The sequence below is a fragment of the Sphingomonas lycopersici genome, assembly GCF_026130605.1.
Taxonomy (GTDB): domain Bacteria; phylum Pseudomonadota; class Alphaproteobacteria; order Sphingomonadales; family Sphingomonadaceae; genus Sphingomonas; species Sphingomonas lycopersici.
In genome coordinates this window covers 90,594-106,523 of sequence record NZ_JANFAU010000002.1, presented here as the reverse complement: position 1 = coordinate 106,523, position 15,930 = coordinate 90,594, and the positions used below count along the sequence as shown (strand labels likewise).

At 64.7% G+C, this 15,930-nt stretch carries 13 protein-coding genes; 5 read left to right on the top strand and 8 right to left on the bottom strand.

What is annotated here, in order from left to right:
• Positions 1-39: 39 nt before the first annotated feature.
• From NED98_RS03720 to NED98_RS03710, 3 genes are read right to left on the bottom strand one after another with little or no spacing between them, the layout of a single operon-like run.
• A complete protein-coding gene (locus NED98_RS03720) occupies positions 40-1,467 on the bottom strand; it encodes an efflux transporter outer membrane subunit (protein WP_432423299.1) in 1,428 nt (475 codons plus the stop codon).
• A complete protein-coding gene (locus tag NED98_RS03715; RefSeq protein ID WP_265311990.1) occupies positions 1,467-4,640 on the bottom strand; it encodes an efflux RND transporter permease subunit in 3,174 nt (1,057 codons plus the stop codon). Before NED98_RS03715 ends, NED98_RS03720 begins: the two co-directional genes overlap by 1 nt.
• Positions 4,637-5,824 (bottom strand): efflux RND transporter periplasmic adaptor subunit, encoded by a 1,188-nt coding sequence (locus NED98_RS03710; RefSeq protein ID WP_265311989.1) that lies wholly within the window; start codon positions 5,822-5,824, stop codon positions 4,637-4,639. The genes NED98_RS03715 and NED98_RS03710 overlap by 4 nt, the downstream gene beginning before the upstream one ends.
• A 240-nt stretch (positions 5,825-6,064) precedes the next feature.
• On the opposite strand from NED98_RS03710, the gene NED98_RS03705 reads away from it, so the two are divergent.
• Complete coding sequence (locus NED98_RS03705) at positions 6,065-7,051, top strand: sensor histidine kinase (protein WP_265311988.1); 987 nt, start codon at positions 6,065-6,067, stop codon at positions 7,049-7,051.
• Here NED98_RS03705 and NED98_RS03700 read toward each other — a convergent pair.
• The 4 genes from NED98_RS03700 to NED98_RS03685 form a co-directional block, all read right to left on the bottom strand.
• Positions 6,990-8,324 carry a rhamnosyltransferase WsaF family glycosyltransferase gene (locus NED98_RS03700; protein WP_265311987.1) on the bottom strand — a complete coding sequence of 445 codons (1,335 nt, stop codon included), beginning with the start codon at positions 8,322-8,324 and terminating at the stop codon, positions 6,990-6,992. The genes NED98_RS03705 and NED98_RS03700 overlap by 62 nt on opposite strands.
• A gap of 9 nt (positions 8,325-8,333) precedes the next feature.
• On the bottom strand, positions 8,334-10,241 hold the full coding sequence (locus tag NED98_RS23260; protein ID WP_265311986.1) for a right-handed parallel beta-helix repeat-containing protein: 1,908 nt from the start codon (positions 10,239-10,241) through the stop codon (positions 8,334-8,336).
• Between the two features lie 34 nt (positions 10,242-10,275).
• Positions 10,276-11,763 carry a hypothetical protein gene (locus NED98_RS03690; RefSeq protein WP_265311985.1) on the bottom strand — a complete coding sequence of 496 codons (1,488 nt, stop codon included), beginning with the start codon at positions 11,761-11,763 and terminating at the stop codon, positions 10,276-10,278.
• Between the two features lie 451 nt (positions 11,764-12,214).
• Positions 12,215-12,652 carry a (deoxy)nucleoside triphosphate pyrophosphohydrolase gene (locus tag NED98_RS03685; protein ID WP_265311984.1) on the bottom strand — a complete coding sequence of 146 codons (438 nt, stop codon included), beginning with the start codon at positions 12,650-12,652 and terminating at the stop codon, positions 12,215-12,217.
• Between the two features lie 72 nt (positions 12,653-12,724).
• On the opposite strand from NED98_RS03685, the gene NED98_RS03680 reads away from it, so the two are divergent.
• From NED98_RS03680 to NED98_RS03670, 3 genes are all read left to right on the top strand, one after another.
• On the top strand, positions 12,725-12,898 hold the full coding sequence (locus NED98_RS03680) for a Flp family type IVb pilin (protein WP_173399396.1): 174 nt from the start codon (positions 12,725-12,727) through the stop codon (positions 12,896-12,898).
• A 114-nt stretch (positions 12,899-13,012) separates the two neighbouring features.
• Positions 13,013-13,180: a Flp family type IVb pilin gene (locus tag NED98_RS03675; RefSeq protein ID WP_265269204.1), complete on the top strand. Its 168-nt coding sequence runs from the start codon at positions 13,013-13,015 to the stop codon at positions 13,178-13,180.
• A gap of 128 nt (positions 13,181-13,308) precedes the next feature.
• Positions 13,309-13,476 carry a Flp family type IVb pilin gene (locus NED98_RS03670; protein ID WP_179511495.1) on the top strand — a complete coding sequence of 56 codons (168 nt, stop codon included), beginning with the start codon at positions 13,309-13,311 and terminating at the stop codon, positions 13,474-13,476.
• A gap of 82 nt (positions 13,477-13,558) precedes the next feature.
• Here NED98_RS03670 and NED98_RS03665 read toward each other — a convergent pair whose 3' ends face one another.
• Entirely contained in the window at positions 13,559-14,491 is a 933-nt protein-coding gene (locus tag NED98_RS03665; RefSeq protein WP_265312300.1) for a threonine ammonia-lyase, read from the bottom strand.
• Between the two features lie 173 nt (positions 14,492-14,664).
• Between NED98_RS03665 and NED98_RS03660 the strand changes: the two genes are divergently transcribed.
• The gene (locus tag NED98_RS03660; protein ID WP_179511493.1) at positions 14,665-15,897 is read left to right on the top strand and encodes a type III PLP-dependent enzyme; all 1,233 of its coding nucleotides are present in this window, start codon (positions 14,665-14,667) and stop codon (positions 15,895-15,897) included.
• Positions 15,898-15,930 lie beyond the last annotated feature (33 nt).

The following is a 15,930-nucleotide window of genomic DNA, read 5'->3' as shown; positions in this document are numbered from 1 at the left end:
GGACGCCCTTCGACAAGCTCAGGGCGAACGGAGGTGGACTTATTTTCCCGTAACGGGCGTTCCGCACGCCTGGAACAACGCCACCGTATCGGTGAGCCGCGCCGCGGTCGCCTGGATGCGCTGTACCGCCGCCTGCGACGCCGCCGACGAGGCATTGAGCAGCGCGAAACTGCCGACTGCGCCCAACTCCATCTGCCGCCGCGTCATCACCAGCGTGCGACTGGCGGCGTCGTCGGCGCGGGTCGCCGCGTCGAGTGCGGCAGCATCGGTGCGCAGCCCCGACAGCGCGTCGTCGACATCGAGGAAGGCCTGCAGCGCCGCCGCGCGATATTGCGCCTTGGCCGCATCGAGCGCCGCGTCGGCCGCATGCTTCTGGTGGAGCAATTGCCCCGAATGAAATAACGGCTGGGTGATCCCGCCGATCAGCGAGAAGAACGGATTCCCGCTGGCGAACATATCGGCAAAATGCGTCGCCGAGCCCCCCGCCTGCCCGCTGAGCGTGATCGACGGCAGGCGCGCCGCCATTGCCGCACCGACATCGGCCGCCGCCCCGCGCACCTGCGCCGCCGCCGCCTGGACGTCGGGGCGGTGCGCGACGATATCGGACGGGAGCGCGACGGGCAGATCGGCGGGCAGATGCAGGTCGGTCATCGCCGGCAGCGGCGGCAGCGGCGACCCGGCGGGCCTGCCGAGCAGCGAGAGGATCAGCCCGGCCTGATGCGCGCGCTGTCGCTCCAGCGGCGGCAACGCCGCCTCGGCATTGGCGAGCACGGTCTGCTGCGCGGTGACATCGGACAGCCCGACATCGCCGAGCGCGCGCCGCCGTTCGAGCATCGCGACGAGCGCGCGATTGTCGGCGATCGCCTTGCGCGTCGCCTCGGCCTGCGCGTCGAGCGCGGCATATTGGATCGCCGCCTGCACCAGATTGGAGATTGCGGTGATCCGCGCCGCGTCGAGCCGATGCGCCGCCACCTCCGCCGCCGCGCGCGCCGAGCGGACGCGATTGCGCCCCTCGCCGAACAGATCGAGCGGATAGGCCACCGTCACCTGTGCGGTGTGGAGCGTGTAGAGGTTGATCGATTGATCGGCGAGCGGGGTCTGCAACGCGTTCGACACGCGGGCGCGCTGCACCTGATAGTTGAGATCGGCCTGCGGCCCCTGCCCGCCCGCGGTGGCGCGCGCCTGTTCCTGCGCCTGACGCAGATTGGCCTCGGCGGTGGCGAGGTCCTCGTTATGCGCCAGCGCGGTCTCGACCAACGCGTCGAGCTTGGCGCTGCCGAACGCACGCCACCATTGCGCAAGCGGCGGCGCGCCGACATCCACCTGCTGCGCCGTGCCACTTGCAGGGGCAATCGTCTGCGACCGGCGTGCGGGCGGCAGCGCCGCCTGTGTCCCCGGATGCGCCGGCGAGACGGTGCACCCGGCAACCAGCACCACGAGCGGGAGCGAAAGCAAAACGACGCGCATCATGCCGGCTCCGCCTGCGCCTGATCGGCATCTGGCTGCTGAGGTTTGCGCTCCAGCAGCCCGCTGTCGTGGCGCGAGAAACGCGCGATCAGCACCGGCAGCACCATCAGGATCAACACCGGCGCCAGCGTCATCCCGCCGACCACGACCAGCGCCAGCGGCTTCTGCACCTGGCTGCCGATCCCGCTCGAAATCGCCGCCGGCAACAGGCCGATCGCCGCCGCGAGACAGGTCATCACCACCGGGCGCAGGCAATGCCGCACCGTCATCGCCAGCGCCTCGTCGCGCTCCATCCCTTCGTTGAGCTGCTGGTTGAAGGTGGTGACGACGAGGATCCCGTCCATCACCGCGATGCCGAACAAGGCGACGAAGCCGATCGCGGCGGAGATGCTGAACGGCGTGCCGGTCAGCGCCAGCGCGAGCACCCCGCCGATCAGCGCCATCGGGATCACGCTGAACGCGAGCAAGGTATCGCGGATCGATCCGAAATTGGCGAACAGCAGGATGAGGATCAGCAACAAGCTGACCGGCACGACGATCTGCAACCGCGCGACCGCATTGGCGAGATTGCCGAGTTCGCCCGCCCATTCGAGATGATAGCCCGGCGGCAGCACGACATGCTTGGCGATCCGCGCCTTCACCTCGTCGACCGCGCTGCCCAGATCGCGCCCGCGCACGCTGAACTTGATCGGGACATAGCGTTCCTGATGCTCGCGATAGATGAACGAGGCGCCAGAGGTCAGGCGGATCTTCGCCACTTCGGATAGCGGCACCTGGACCACACCGTTCCCGCCCGGCCCCGGTGCGCCGATCGTGATGCGGTTGAGCGATTCGATATCGTTGCGCTGCGCTGGATCGAGCCGGACGACGATCGGGAAATGCCGATCGGTATCCTTTTCGTAGAGATCGGCGCTCGATTGCCCGCCGACCGCGGCGGCGACCGTCTGGTTGATATCGTCCGGGGTCAGCCCGTAGCGCGCGGCGGCGCGGCGATCGATATCGATGCGGACGGTCGGCTGGCCAAGCGAATCCGACACACCGAGATCGGCGATACCCGGCACGTGTGCCATCTGCGCCTTGATCGCGCCGGCGACCTTTTCGAGCGTCTCCAGATCGTTGCCGAATACCTTGATCGAATTGGCGCCCTTTACGCCCGACGACGCCTCGTCGACATTATCCTCGATATATTGCGAGAATTCGAAATCGACCCCGGGATAGCGCGCCTGCAATTTCCGTTGCAGCTCGGATGTCAGTTTCTCCTTGCTCGCCCCCGACGGCCAGTCCTCGGCGGGTTTCAGCGGGGCATAGAATTCGGCGTTGAAGAAGCCGGTCGCATCGGTGCCGTCGTCGGGGCGCCCGTGGGTCGAGACGACGCGCTCCACCTCGGGGCGGGCGGCGACGATGCGGCGGATACCATTGACCACCGGCTGCCCCGCCTCGAGCGAGATCGACGGGGGCAGCGTCGCGCGGATGTAGAGATTGCCCTCCTCCAGATGCGGCAGGAACTCGACCCCCAGCACGCGCACCGCATAAAGCGACGCGGCGAGCGCGAGCCCGGTGATGCCGAGCGTCAGCACGCGATTGGCGAGGGCAAAGCCCACCGCGGGCTCGGTGACGCGCTTGAGCTGCCGGACGACCCAGGTATCGACCTCGGCCAGTTTGTCCGGCAGCAACAGCGCCGAGAGCACCGGGGCGACGGTGAACGCCGCGACCAGCCCGCCGGCGATGGCATAAGCATAGGTCTTGGCCATCGGGCCGAAGATATGCCCCTCCACCCCGGTCAGCGTGAACAAGGGCAGGAAGCTCGCGATGATGATCGCCGCGGCGAAGAAGATGCCGCGGCTGACATCGCTCGACGCGTGAAGAATAGCCGAGAAGCGGTTGGCGGTGCTGGCGTGGATCCGCCCGCTGCCGATATTGTGCGAGCGATCGACCATCCGGCGGAAGATCGCCTCGACCATGATCACGCTCGCATCGACGATCAGCCCGAAATCGAGCGCGCCGAGCGACAGCAGATTGGCGGATTCGCCCTGCAGGATCAGCACCAGCACCGCGACCGACAGCGCGAAGGGAATGGTCACCGCGACGATCAACGCGCTGCGCAGATTGCCGAGGAACAGCCATTGCAGCAGGCAGATCAGCAGCACCCCGGCGACCAGATTGTGCATCACCGTATGGGTCGTCACGCCGATCAGGTTCGAGCGGTCGTAGATCCGTTCGAGATGCACGCCGGGCGGCAGCACTCCGCCGGCGTTGATCGTCTCGACCTCCTGCTCCACCGCGCGGATCGCGGGCATCGATTGCGCACCGCGCTGCATCAGCACGATGCCCATCACCACATCGTCGGTCTGCCCGTCGCCGGCGATGCCGAGCCGCGGCATGTTGCCGATCTCGATGGTACCGACATCGCGCAGCAGTACCGGGGTCGTCCCGCCCATCCCGACCATCACGTCGCGGATGCCCTCGACCGACTGGATCAGCCCGACCCCGCGGACGATCGCCGCCTGCTCGCCGAAATTGACCGTCTGGCCGCCGACATTGCCGTCGCTCTTGCCGATCGCCGCGAGCACCTGCGGCACGGTGACGCCGTGCGCAACGAGCTTGTCGCGATCGAGCCGCACCTCATAGGTCCGCAATTTGCCGCCCCAGCCGGTGACGTCGACCACACCCGGCAGCCGCTTGAAACGACGCTGGAGCACCCAATCCTGCAGCGTCTTGAGGTCCATCACCGAATAGCCCGGCGGCCCGACGACGCGATAGCGATAGATTTCGCCGATCGGGCTGGTGGGGGAGATGGTCGGCTGCGCGCCGTTGGGCATCGGCGGAATCTGCGACAGGCGACCGAGCACCAACTGCTCGGCCTCACGGAACGTCACGTCATAGCTGAACTGGATCTTCACGTCGGACAGGCCAAACAGGGAGATCGAGCGCACCGCCGTGAGATGCGGCAGCCCCGCGATCGCCACCTCGATCGGGGTGGTGACGTTGCGTTCCATCTCCTCGGCGGAGGTGCCGTTGCTCTGGGTCAGCACCTCGACCATCGGCGGGACGGGATCGGGATAGGCCTCGATATTGAGGTTGGCGAACCCTACCACCCCCGCCATGATCAGCCCGATCAGCAGGGTGAGCACGAGCATCCGCTGGCGCAGCGCCAGCTCGACCAGCCGGTTCATTGGTCGATACCCGCCTCGTTCACGAACAAGGCGCCGGCGGTCACCACGCGGTCGCCCGGCGTCAGCCCGGTGACGATACGGATCTGCCCGCCCTCGCCCGGCGCGGTCGTCACCGCGCGCGCATAGAGCAATTTGTCGCGCCCGACGATCCACACGCGTGCGGTGTCGCCCTCATGGATCACCGCCGACGCGGGCACGAAAATGCCGTCCGCCCCGCCGGTCTGGCGGCGGATCGTGAAGGAGGCGAACATCTGCGGCTTGAGCGCGCCGTCCGGGTTGCTGATCGTGGCGCGCACCGCAAGGCGGTGACTGGCGGGATCGAGCGCCGCGCCGACATTGTCGACCCGCGCGGCAAAGGTGCGGCCGGGCAGCGCCGGGGTGGTCACTTCGACCTGATCGCCGACATGGACCGACGCCACGTCGCTTTCGGCGAGCTGCGCGACCAGCCATACCCGCGTCGGATCGGTGATCGTCATCAGCGGCGCGGTGCTTCCCGCGGTGACGAACTGTCCTGGCGCGACGTTGCGATCGGCGATCAGCCCGCCGACCGGCGCGCGATAGATCGTCGCCGGCTGGCTGGCATTGCCCCCACCGTGACCGAAGATCGCGAGATGGTTCTGCGCCGCGTTCACCGCCGATTGTGCGGTGCGCGCCGCCGATTGCGCCGCAACGAGATCGGCCTGCGCCTGCCTATAATCCTTCAGCGCGCCGCCCGCGGTTTCGTAAATCGCTTTCTGCCGTGCCGCATTGGCTTCGGCGACGCGCAGCGCTTCGGTCGCGCTTGCCTGTTGCGCGCCGGCGGCGGCGAGCGTGTTGCGCGCGTCGACCATTTCCGGCGAGGCGATGCGCAGCAGCGGCTGGCCCGGCGCGACCCGCTGACCCGGCTCGACATAGACCGCGATCACCTGCCCCGAAAACGGCAGCAGCACCGGCGTGCTGCGATCCCCGTCGACCGCGATCGCGCCATTCGCGCGGATCAGCGTGCTGTCGGCGCCGCTGCGTACCGGCGCGATCGTCAGCTGCGCGAGCTGCTCGCGGGTCGGGCGGAACGCGCCCGCCGGCAATTTCTCCGGCGGCGCGGGCGCAGGCGCCAGCAGCGCGCGGACGCCGGCGATCACCAGCAGCAGCGCGACCAGCGCGACCGCGGCAAGACCGATCAGCCGCAATTGCGCGCCGTTGCTCATGATACGGGCCGCCGGCAAGGGCGGGATGGAGGCTGGTTCGTCGGTCAAGCGGCCCTGCGGACAAAATGGGTTGATAACAACGTCGCCTCCCGGCGAGGCTCCGCCGCCCCTACAAGCCCAGACTTACAGGCACATTACGTACCCGCCGCCGGATATCGCCGGGAGGCGCACGGGGTAAGGTGGGCGTAAGCAAGCGACGGCAAGTTGGCTCGGGTCGACACCTGTCTGGAATTGACCGTGATGCCCGTGATCAAACGCCCGCTGCTGCTGTTCGCCGGCGCGATCGCGCTGGTCACCGCGGTCACGCTGGGCGGGCTGCACCTCGCCCCCGATCGGCCATGGCTGTTGTGCATCTTCATGGCACTCGCCTTCACCGTGATCGCGGGCGGCGCGGGGCGCGGACCGGCGCTGGCCGGCATCGCGATCGGCGCGCTCGAACTCGCCTTCGTGCTGCCCGGCGACGGCTTTGCGGTGACCGATCCGGACGATGCGCTGGGGCTGATCGCGACGATCACGCTCGGGCTGATCGCCGCCTGGTATGTCGGGCGGCGCAACCGCCAGCGCGACGCACTCGCCGCCGATCTCGCCGCCGCGCATCACGCGCAGGAACGCACCGCCGCGCTGCTGCGCGAATTGTCGCATCGGCTGGCCAACGACCTCGCGATGCTGGTGTCGAGCACCTCGCTGATGCGCCAGAGCGCCGCCACTCCCGAAGCCGTCGCCGCGCTCGACAGCGTGGCATCGCGCATCGTGGTGCTGAGCCGGGTCTATCAGCGGCTGCGGATCGAGGAAGCCGAGCGCGAAACGGTCGAGATCGGCGCGTTTCTCGGCAATCTGTGCGACGATATGCGACAGAGCCGGTTCAACCTGCGCCCGATCGCGCTCCATCTGGAGATCGACGAATGCCGGCTGCCGTTGTCGCAGGCGGTGATCCTCGGGCTGATCACCAACGAATTGCTGACCAATATCGCCAAACATGCCTATCCCGACGACCGGCCGGGCACTGTCGGCGTCCGGCTGCGCCCGCATCCGTTCCGCCCCGATGCGATGCAGCTCAGCGTCGCCGACGACGGCGTGGGCTATGCGCCGCCCGACGGGGACGGCGCGCGGATGGGACAACGCCTGATCGCCGCGCTCGCCTCGCAACTGGGCGGCGACATCGCGATCACCCGTCGCGAAGGCCAGACGATCGCGACGCTGCACTTTCCGGTGGCGGGGATGCGGTGAGCGGGGTGTTCGGCCCCGGCAATTGCTTGAGCGCTTCCACCAATTCCGCGATCACAGGCAACGGGCCTGGCAGGCGGAACTCGTGCATATTCGACGGCCGGCTCCAGCCCCGGTCAGGATCGCGCTCCACCTCCGTGCAGGCAAGCGCGAGCGCGTTGGCGATCGTTTCGGGGAAGATATCGGGAATCGACAGGAAATTGCCGTGTGCCGGCGCCATATCCTTGCACGTGAAGGAATTCGTGATCGTGCGAAGGCCAAAATGGGCCATCTCGAGCGGCGGATAGCTCGGATGTGCGGACGCCATCAGCGACAGGCCAACCCCAGCCGACAGCAATCGCCCAGCATAGTCCTCAAGCGAAAGTTTTCCGAGCGGGATCAGTTTGCGGCCGTCGCCGAGCGAGATCGGATCGTGCGCAGCGCCGGCGGAAAGCACCTCCCAATCGGCGAACTGGGGGTTGTGGACAGCCCAGTGCCTCAGCCCCGCTACCACCGCCGGGAAACAATTTCGCTTCGTCATGGGGCGGCCGTAAACGAGAATGGTCTTGGACTTCGGCGGCTTCGGCCCGTCGAGAAACGGTGCGAGCGCCTCCGTCAGGCGGGGCTCGAACACGAATCGTCGCGCAAAACGATGCCCCAGCAATTCCAGATAAGTGTCGAGATAGGAACTGTTGCATACCGCCCATGTTTCCTCCCGGCTGTCATAGGCGGCGCGCGCATACATGTGCGTGGTCGAAAAGGGGTAGAACAGCGGCTCATACTCCTGAATCAGGTAGACCAATGGCCGCTGCGGCAAAGCAAAGTACCGGCGCTGGAATTGCACGAGCGCGCGGGTGTTGTTGGTCGTCCACCAGTTGAACGTAAAAAAGATCTCGTTCCGGCGAACCGCGATTTCCGGCACCTGCTTGTGTCGAGCGGCTATTTCGATCGCGGCCGGGTTAATGTTCCAGCCGCGTGCCGCCTTGTCGATCATCGGCCGACGTGCATTATTGCCGCCGAAATCATCGACGATGATACGGACATCCGCGCCGAGTTGGCGTGCGCATCCGAGAAAAATATCCACGCCCGTGGTCACGCCGCCGAACGTCAAGGCCGGATCGATCGTTGGAATGACCAAAGTGAGACGCAGGTGCGGATTCTGATCCGCGATCGGCGCATAATCGTGCAGCGCGATCTCTTCGAGAGGAGGCGGTTGGAACAACGCGCGGATGCGGATGACCGATTGGCGGGCACTGGGGGGGAGAACGCGCTTCACCAGCGCCCGGGCGGTTCCCATCTAATTTCCTTACTGACCGGCGCGATGCGAGTGTTTCGTGTCGGTGATATCATTGTTTGGGGCGGCGCTACACGCTTGCCCGGAGCCCAGTCCGCCTTCGTGATGCGGCGGCCCGATTTCATCGGAATTGACGATCTCGCAAATCCGCCCCGCCGGAGGCCCAGTAAATGCGGCAACGGCGGCGGTGCGCAACCGTGGGGCGAAGCGCGTCTTTTCGAGCTCCGGCACATTGTCCCGGCGCTTGGTAAAAACGTTGCCCGCGCCGGTGATCTCGTTTCGCGGCAATCGCCCGAGCACCAGACTGTCGATGATATTGCGGCGCAGCATGATCTGCCGATCGCTGTCGCGCAGATCGACTCCGACACCTCCTTCGGCAAGTAATAGGTTGGACCGGATCTCCACATCGATCGCGCGCCCCCAGCTTTGCAGTGCGGCGCGTGAGGCGGGGCCGGTCGCCCAGATGCGGTTGCGATAGATCTTGAGCCCAATAGGCATATTGTCATCGGCGCCGTGAAACGTAACCGGCCGGATGCTTTCGGTGATGTCGTTGTGGTGGATACGCACATCCCGATTCGCGAGATAGATCGCGATGCCGTTGCCGTGGACACCATTGACGTTGCGGATCCGGTTGTAGCCGATGTCGACGTCGTTGTTGGTGATCGAGAGGATCCCCGTAAAGGTAAGATCGCTTATGTCGTTGCGGGTAATAGAGACGTTGCGGGATTTATAGAGGCTGATTCCACGCCCGATCAGATGGCGGGCAATCCGATTGTCGTTGATGTTGAGCCCGTCGATAAAGCTGAGCGAAAGTACCGCCGAGCGGCCATAGCTGGCAGTATCGGTGATGACGTTGCGGCTGATCGTCACGTCGCGTGCGGCACTGGTGTTGTTGATCGAGATGCCGCCGGCACTATTCCGAGGCCCACCGACGAATCCCTCGATTTGGAACCCATCGATCACGATGTGGCTCTGGCCGTGGATATTGAAGCCGATTTGGCGGCGGGAAACCTCGATCGATATCCCGTGCGACAGTGCGGCGGTGGGGAAGATCAGTTTCCGGCCGCCGTCCAGCGTGATGAACTGGTCTTCACGCGTCAGCAGCGCCGGATGATTGGCGAGCGCGAACGACATGGTGCCGTTGGCGGCCAGCGTGAATTTGGGAATGTGAAAGCTCAGCGAATCGCCGGATCCGCCGGCGCGCGCTTCATCGGAATAATGGATGATGTTCGGAAAGGCGTGGATCGACGCCGCAATGTCGCGCGTCGCGTCGCCGCTCAACAGCCGTGCGATCTCCGGCGACGTGACCGTCACCCAATCTCCATCTTTGCGGATGTTGTCGCGCGCGATCGGGAAGAGGGTACGGATATTTTCGCTATCCGGGGCCAAGGCGGCGTTCGCGGTGCTTTGAGCAAGTTTTAAAATTCGTCCGCCGACACGAACCTGCGCGATATAGGGGATCGGGATCGAGAGCTCCACGATCGAATAAGCCGCGGTGCGCAACGTTTCCGGACACGCCGGTGCGTCGGCGCACGAATAGGCGGATCCGCTCATTTCGTCGAGCCCGGTGAAGATCGCCCGCCCGGCGCCCCAGGCGGATCCGAGATAGGCGATCGGTTTGCCGTCGCTACCGCTCGCGGCAAGGTCGATCATCCCGCGGTAGCGCACACCGCCGTGAAACAGGATACGATCACCCGGAACGACCTTCAAGAGCGCGGGATTGCCGCTGGCGGCTTTGTCGCCGGGAGCATGTTTCCACGCTTCCGCCGGGCTGGTTCCGGCAGCGCGGTCGTTGCCGTCAACATAATCGATATAGAATGTCCGGGCGTTCGCCTCCGTCGCGCAACCTAGCACGTCGAAGATCAGCAACGCGATTGCCGCAACCGCGCATATCATGTTCGAAGGGGCGAGCGAGCGCACGTCCTAGGCTCCGTAGGATTGCAAAGGGATGTGGCTATCGCGACATCATCTTGCGTAGTTTCTTGGTGATCAGATGCGGTTTGGTCATTTTCCGGGCGATCCTGATGGCGTCGCGGAAATCGCCGTAACGATTGAACGGAAGCGCGAGCAATTCTGGCCATTCGGATCCGACGATCGCGCTTCCGAAGAGGTTGTCGCGCTTGAACGCGGTGGGTAGCTCAAACATTCGGCAGATCACCGCCCGCGACGCAAGAGGGCTGAAGTGGAGGAGCGGCGGATCGACATAGCTTCCTGCAAATGCCCAGGGCGATACGCGAAGTTCCAGATAAGCAAGATCTAAGATGAACTGCGCATCGCCCGCCGGAACGTCCTCAAGCCATTGTGAGATCGCCTCCAGCGTCTCCGTGTTCGGCGGCAAACCAAACCGCCCGCACAAAGCCTGCGCGTCGATTGTCGTTTTCGCGTGATCGGAGTTCTTCCAGAAGAAGCCGCGCGCAACCTCCGCTACATTGCCTTCGAGAATCGCCTCGACGCAATCGAGTTGCCGGAGCGAGGTGTAGATCGCATCGAGCCCGCCGCCGACTGCCTGCCCACAACGATAATGCCATTGCCGCGCCGAAACCCCGTCGTCCGGAACGGGGTGGAGTCGCTTATATTTTATCCCCGCGATGCACGCGAGCTGCGCGGCGATATCCGCGTCGAGATCCGCTCCGGGCGTACCGGCTGCGACCGTATAGGCCAGGATTTCGTTCGCCAGATGCCGTGCGATACTCAATAATGCGCGCGAGTCCTGCCCCGCCGTCAGCGCGATTGCGGTGCGGTATTTGCCGTAAAAGCAGTCGATATTTGCCCGCGTGATCGCAATGATTTCTTCCAGCACCGGCGCTGGATCAACGGCGCGGATAGGCGCATCAACCGGCCAATGCCGCGAACTTTCCATCGATTGCAGATCAAGACGGTGATTGCACAATAATCGCGCGACCGATCGGTGGGCCGTCAATCCCGCAGTGAACCATCCTTGCTTGGCGATATCGAGCTTCTCATAGAGTTCGTCTCGGAAGAGCTGGTCATATTCCCGATCCGACAGGATGGCGGTCGCGGTGGCTCCTGCGACGCCACGATCGCGCGAATAGACGACAGACATCGTGCCGCATGCATCAAGATAGAGAAAATAACGCTGCCCGATCCGAACGATCAGCACGAAAGAGCCGTAAAGGCGACCGTAGAGCGTCTCGAGTGCGGCGGCCGGTTCGGCGGCATTTTCGATGTCGAGAAATTCGCTACCATCGATGAAATCACCGGAAGCGATGTCGAAAGCATTACCGAGAATGATTGCGACGACATCATTTTTTGCATCGCGAACGCAACTGACCCGCAGTAACTCCTGGTATTCCAGCACAAAGTCGCCGAATGCCAGTGACCGCAATCCCGAGAAGCTCGCCCATTCGCCACCGGTTGCAGCGGCAATGCGGAACTGCGCCGGCGGGAGCGATGCGGGCATCCTCAACGCGCTCATTTTCATCTCACCGACCCCCTCAAATCGCGAGAAAATGAAGATTAACAAAAACTTAATTTGTTATTATGCCGGTGATCCTGCACTTGCCCGTCGCCATCCGCTGCCCACTTTTGCTTTGGGATTTGCCCATCGGAAGATGCGCGTTGCGGTGCGATCGATCGCTGGGACGAGCGATACGTGCCAGTTTCTAATCGTAAGGTTGAGAGAAAAACACGAAACGTTACGAATGTTTACGCTCAAGATTCCCCAAGTGTTACGGGCCCGCGCAAGGGACACCGATTTCCGCTTTTGCGACAGGTAATTGCGGCGATGCTGCCCGCCACCGTCTTTTTGTTTGCGAGCCGACAAAGAGCGCGGCGTTATTCGTTTCGTTGCCAATGGCGCTACGGAAGTAGGCGCGTGCGCGAGTTGATCCGCAATAACCGGGTCGCCAGCGACTTCGCCGACTCCCCTTTCCCTAACCTTCTGACCTCCTGGCCGACGCAATCCGCCCGCCCAGCGCCTCGACCAGCACCACATCCGCCGGCGGCATCGGCAGTGCAGCAAGCGCGGCCGGCGCCTCCCAACATAACGCCGCCGCCTCGATCGCATGCGGCGTGCCGGCCCAGCGACGACATAGATAGAGCATCAGAATCAGATGCCGCCCCCCACCCGCGGGCTCGCTAGCGAATGCGAACGGCGACAGGTCGTCGGGCATGACATGGATGCCGAGTTCCTCGGCCAGTTCACGACATAGCGCCTCTTCAGGGGTTTCGCCGCGCTCCACCTTGCCGCCGGGAAACTCCCATAGCCCGGCATGCGCCTTTCCCGCGGGGCGCTGTTGCATCAGGAAGCGGCCCCGATCGTCGGCGAGCGCCACCGCGACGACGGGAAGTATTTCGGTCAAAGCGGGCATGTCGACACTTCGTTAAGCCTATTCTGCCATCCCGGCGTCATGTCCCGCGAGCGATCGGAAAGAAATACCGGCATGCGCTTCTTCATCACGCGGCTCGTGGCGGCGCGGCGTGGCGCCACCGCCGTCGAATACGGACTGATCGTGGCGCTGATCGTGATCACAATGATTGCCAGTTTCGAAGGGGTTGCGTCGGTTACCACGGGCATGTGGAACAATATCAACAGCGCGGTGACCAACGCGCATTGAGCGGCACCTCTTAAACCTTCGTCAACTTGGGCATCCTATTTCCCTTCCTGGGTTGGGGAGGGGTTCCAATCCGGCCGGGTGAGTAACGCTCTAGGATACGACCGGAGATACGAAATGCAGAAGATTCGCATTTTTCTGAGGAATTCGAAGGGGGCGACAGCCATCGAATATGGCCTGATCGCTGCGCTGATCGCGGTTGCCGCGATCGCCGCGATGCAGGGCCTGGGCAACCAGCTCAACACCACCTTCACCAACGTTTCGACCAGCATGAAGGCCTCATAAGGTCCGGCGGATGAACACCGTCTCTTAAACATTCCTCAACTTCAGGAGCCTAACGCTTTTTGGGCTGGATGGGGGGCCTCCCAATCCGGTCGGGTGACTGAAGTTTGGAATACGACTGGAGATACGAAATGCAGAAGATCCGCACGTTCCTGAAGAATTCGAAGGGCGCGACCGCCATCGAATATGGCCTGATCGCCGCGCTGATCGCGGTCGCCGCGATCGCCGCGATGCAGGGCCTGGGCAACCAGCTCAACAAGACCTTCAACAACGTTTCGAGCAACATGAAGGCTTCGTAAGCCTTTACGCTCAGGCGAAGAAAACAGGGGGGCGGCGAATTTCGATTCGCTGCCCTTTTATTTTGCCGCGCTTCTTTTGCCGTTATCCGCCGGCCAGCGCCCGCGCGTAAGCCGCCAGATCGACGTTGCCGCCCGACAGGATCACCAGCATCCCCGGCGCGGGCTTCACCCGGCCCGCCAGCATCGCCGCGAGGCCGACCGCGCCACCCGGCTCGACCACCAGCCGCAGCCGCTCCGCCGCCCAGCGCTGCGCTGCGGCGATCTCTTCCTCGCTCACCGCGACCCCTTTGGCATCGCGCCGCGCCAGCACCTCGAAGGTCAGCGGCGACACCTCGCGCGTCTGTAGCGCGTCGCACGCCGTGGGCGGTGGATTGGGGCCGACCGGCTCGATCCAGCTCGCCTCGAGGCTGCGCGCCATATCGTCCCAGCCCTCGGGCTCGACGACGGTGATCTGCGCCTCGGGCAGCGCGAGCGCGATTCCCGCCGAAAGCCCGCCGCCGCCGCATGGCACGACGGCATGAGTCGGCTCGCCGAGGCCCACCGCGATCATCTGCTGCGTGGCCTCGATCGCGGCGCTCCCCTGCCCTTCGATCACCCAGGGATCGTCGAAGCTCGGCACCAATGTCGCGCCGCGCGCCTCGGCGAGTCGCCCGGCGATCAGTTCGCGGCTTTCGGTGGCGCGGTCGTAATCGACCACCTCGGCGCCCAGCGCGAGCGTCGCGTCGCGCTTCGCGGCGGGCGCGTCCGCCGGCATCACGATCGTCGCCGCGATTCCCAGCCGCCGCGCCGCCCAGGCGATTCCCTGCGCGTGATTGCCCGACGAGAAAGCCACCACCCCGCGGCGGCGCGAATCCTCATCCAGCGCGGTGAGTCGATGCCACGCGCCACGGATCTTGAAGGCGCCGATCGGCTGCAATGTCTCGGCCTTGAACGCGATCGGCACGTTGTTGATTTCATGAACGAAAAGCGGCGTAGGCGGCAGAATCGCGGCGATTTTTGCGGCTGCGTCACGCACCCCGGCACGGGTTGGCTGTCTTACAATAGTCACGATCGATCTCGCCTCATCTGAAACCACTTTACATTCGGGTCCAGCGACCCTAACTCGCCCGTCCGCTGCCCCATGGGACTTCCAACCGCAAGGCAGCTTTTTTCGACGAACCGCCGCGAGGCAATTGGAGGTCCCTTGAGTTGCACAAGCATCATAGCGCGCTGGGGCTAGCGTCCCCCTCGATTATCCCCGTCACCGCTGTTGACGGAGCCATCGACATTGCGAAGCGGACACCGGTTCAGCCGGTGACGCTGATCCGTCCGCACGCCGCCGCGCGGGCCGCCCGATTCTTCGTCGAGAAGTTTCCGGGTCGGTCGATGTATGCGGTGAAGGCGAATCCCAGCCCCGAGCTGATCGCGACCCTCTATGCGAATGGCATCACGCATTTCGACGTCGCCTCGATCGCGGAGGTGCGCCTCGTCGCGCGCACCGTGCCCGGCGCGACGCTCTGCTTCATGCACCCGGTGAAGGCCGAGGAAGCGATCGCCGAGGCGTATTTCACCCACGGCGTGCGCGTGTTCAGCCTCGACAGCCTGGAAGAGCTGGAGAAGATCGTCCGCGCGACCAAGAATGCCAGCGACCTGACGCTGTGCGTCCGGCTGCGCGTGTCGTCCGAACATTCGAAGCTTAGCCTCGCCTCCAAGTTCGGCGTCGCCGCGCATGAGGCGAAGCCGCTGCTGTTCGCGGCGCGCCAGGCGGCGGATGCGCTCGGCATCTGCTTCCACGTCGGCAGCCAGGCGATGACCCCCGAGGCCTATGCCGAGGCGATGGAGCGCGTGCGGCTGGCGATCGTCGAGGCGGCGGTCACCGTCGACGTGATCGATGTCGGCGGGGGCTTCCCCTCCTCCTATCCCGGGATGGAGCCGCCGCCGCTGGAGCGTTATTTCGAGACGATCCACCGCGCGTTCGAGAGCCTGCCGGTCAGCTATTCGGCCGAACTGTGGGCGGAGCCGGGCCGTGCCTTGTGCGCCGAATATAGCTCGCTGGTCGTGCGCGTCGAAAAGCGCCGCGGCAACGAGCTGTATATCAACGATGGCGCCTATGGCGCGTTGTTCGATGCGGCGCATATCGGCTGGCGTTTCCCTGTCACCTTGCTGCGCGAGCCGCAGTCGACGGTGCGCGACCACCCCTTCTCGTTCTACGGCCCGACCTGCGACGACCTCGACCATATGGTCGGGCCGTTCCTGCTCCCCGCGGACGTGCAGGCCGGCGATTATATCGAGATCGGGATGCTCGGCGCCTATGGCGCGGCGATGCGCACCGCGTTCAACGGCTTCGGTTCGGATGAGACGATCGTCACGACGGACGAGCCGATGGTCTCGCTCTACGCCGATATCGAGCCGAAGGTCGCGAACAACGTCGTAACGCTGTAATAGCGGCGCAATCCGGGTCCGCTATGCCGACGT

Bases quoted from the DNA above. Each gene is read 5' to 3' on its own strand.
- NED98_RS03720 (WP_432423299.1), bottom strand. From the start codon at position 1,467: ATGCGCGTCGTTTTGCTTTCGCTCCCGCTCGTGGTGCTGGTTGCCGGG.
- NED98_RS03715 (WP_265311990.1), bottom strand. From the start codon at position 4,640: ATGAACCGGCTGGTCGAGCTGGCGCTGCGCCAGCGGATGCTCGTGCTC.
- NED98_RS03710 (WP_265311989.1), bottom strand. From the start codon at position 5,824: ATGAGCAACGGCGCGCAATTGCGGCTGATCGGTCTTGCCGCGGTCGCG.
- NED98_RS03705 (WP_265311988.1), top strand. From the start codon at position 6,065: ATGCCCGTGATCAAACGCCCGCTGCTGCTGTTCGCCGGCGCGATCGCG.
- NED98_RS03700 (WP_265311987.1), bottom strand. From the start codon at position 8,324: ATGGGAACCGCCCGGGCGCTGGTGAAGCGCGTTCTCCCCCCCAGTGCC.
- NED98_RS03690 (WP_265311985.1), bottom strand. From the start codon at position 11,763: ATGAAAATGAGCGCGTTGAGGATGCCCGCATCGCTCCCGCCGGCGCAG.
- NED98_RS03685 (WP_265311984.1), bottom strand. From the start codon at position 12,652: ATGCCCGCTTTGACCGAAATACTTCCCGTCGTCGCGGTGGCGCTCGCC.
- NED98_RS03680 (WP_173399396.1), top strand. From the start codon at position 12,725: ATGCGCTTCTTCATCACGCGGCTCGTGGCGGCGCGGCGTGGCGCCACC.
- NED98_RS03675 (WP_265269204.1), top strand. From the start codon at position 13,013: ATGCAGAAGATTCGCATTTTTCTGAGGAATTCGAAGGGGGCGACAGCC.
- NED98_RS03670 (WP_179511495.1), top strand. From the start codon at position 13,309: ATGCAGAAGATCCGCACGTTCCTGAAGAATTCGAAGGGCGCGACCGCC.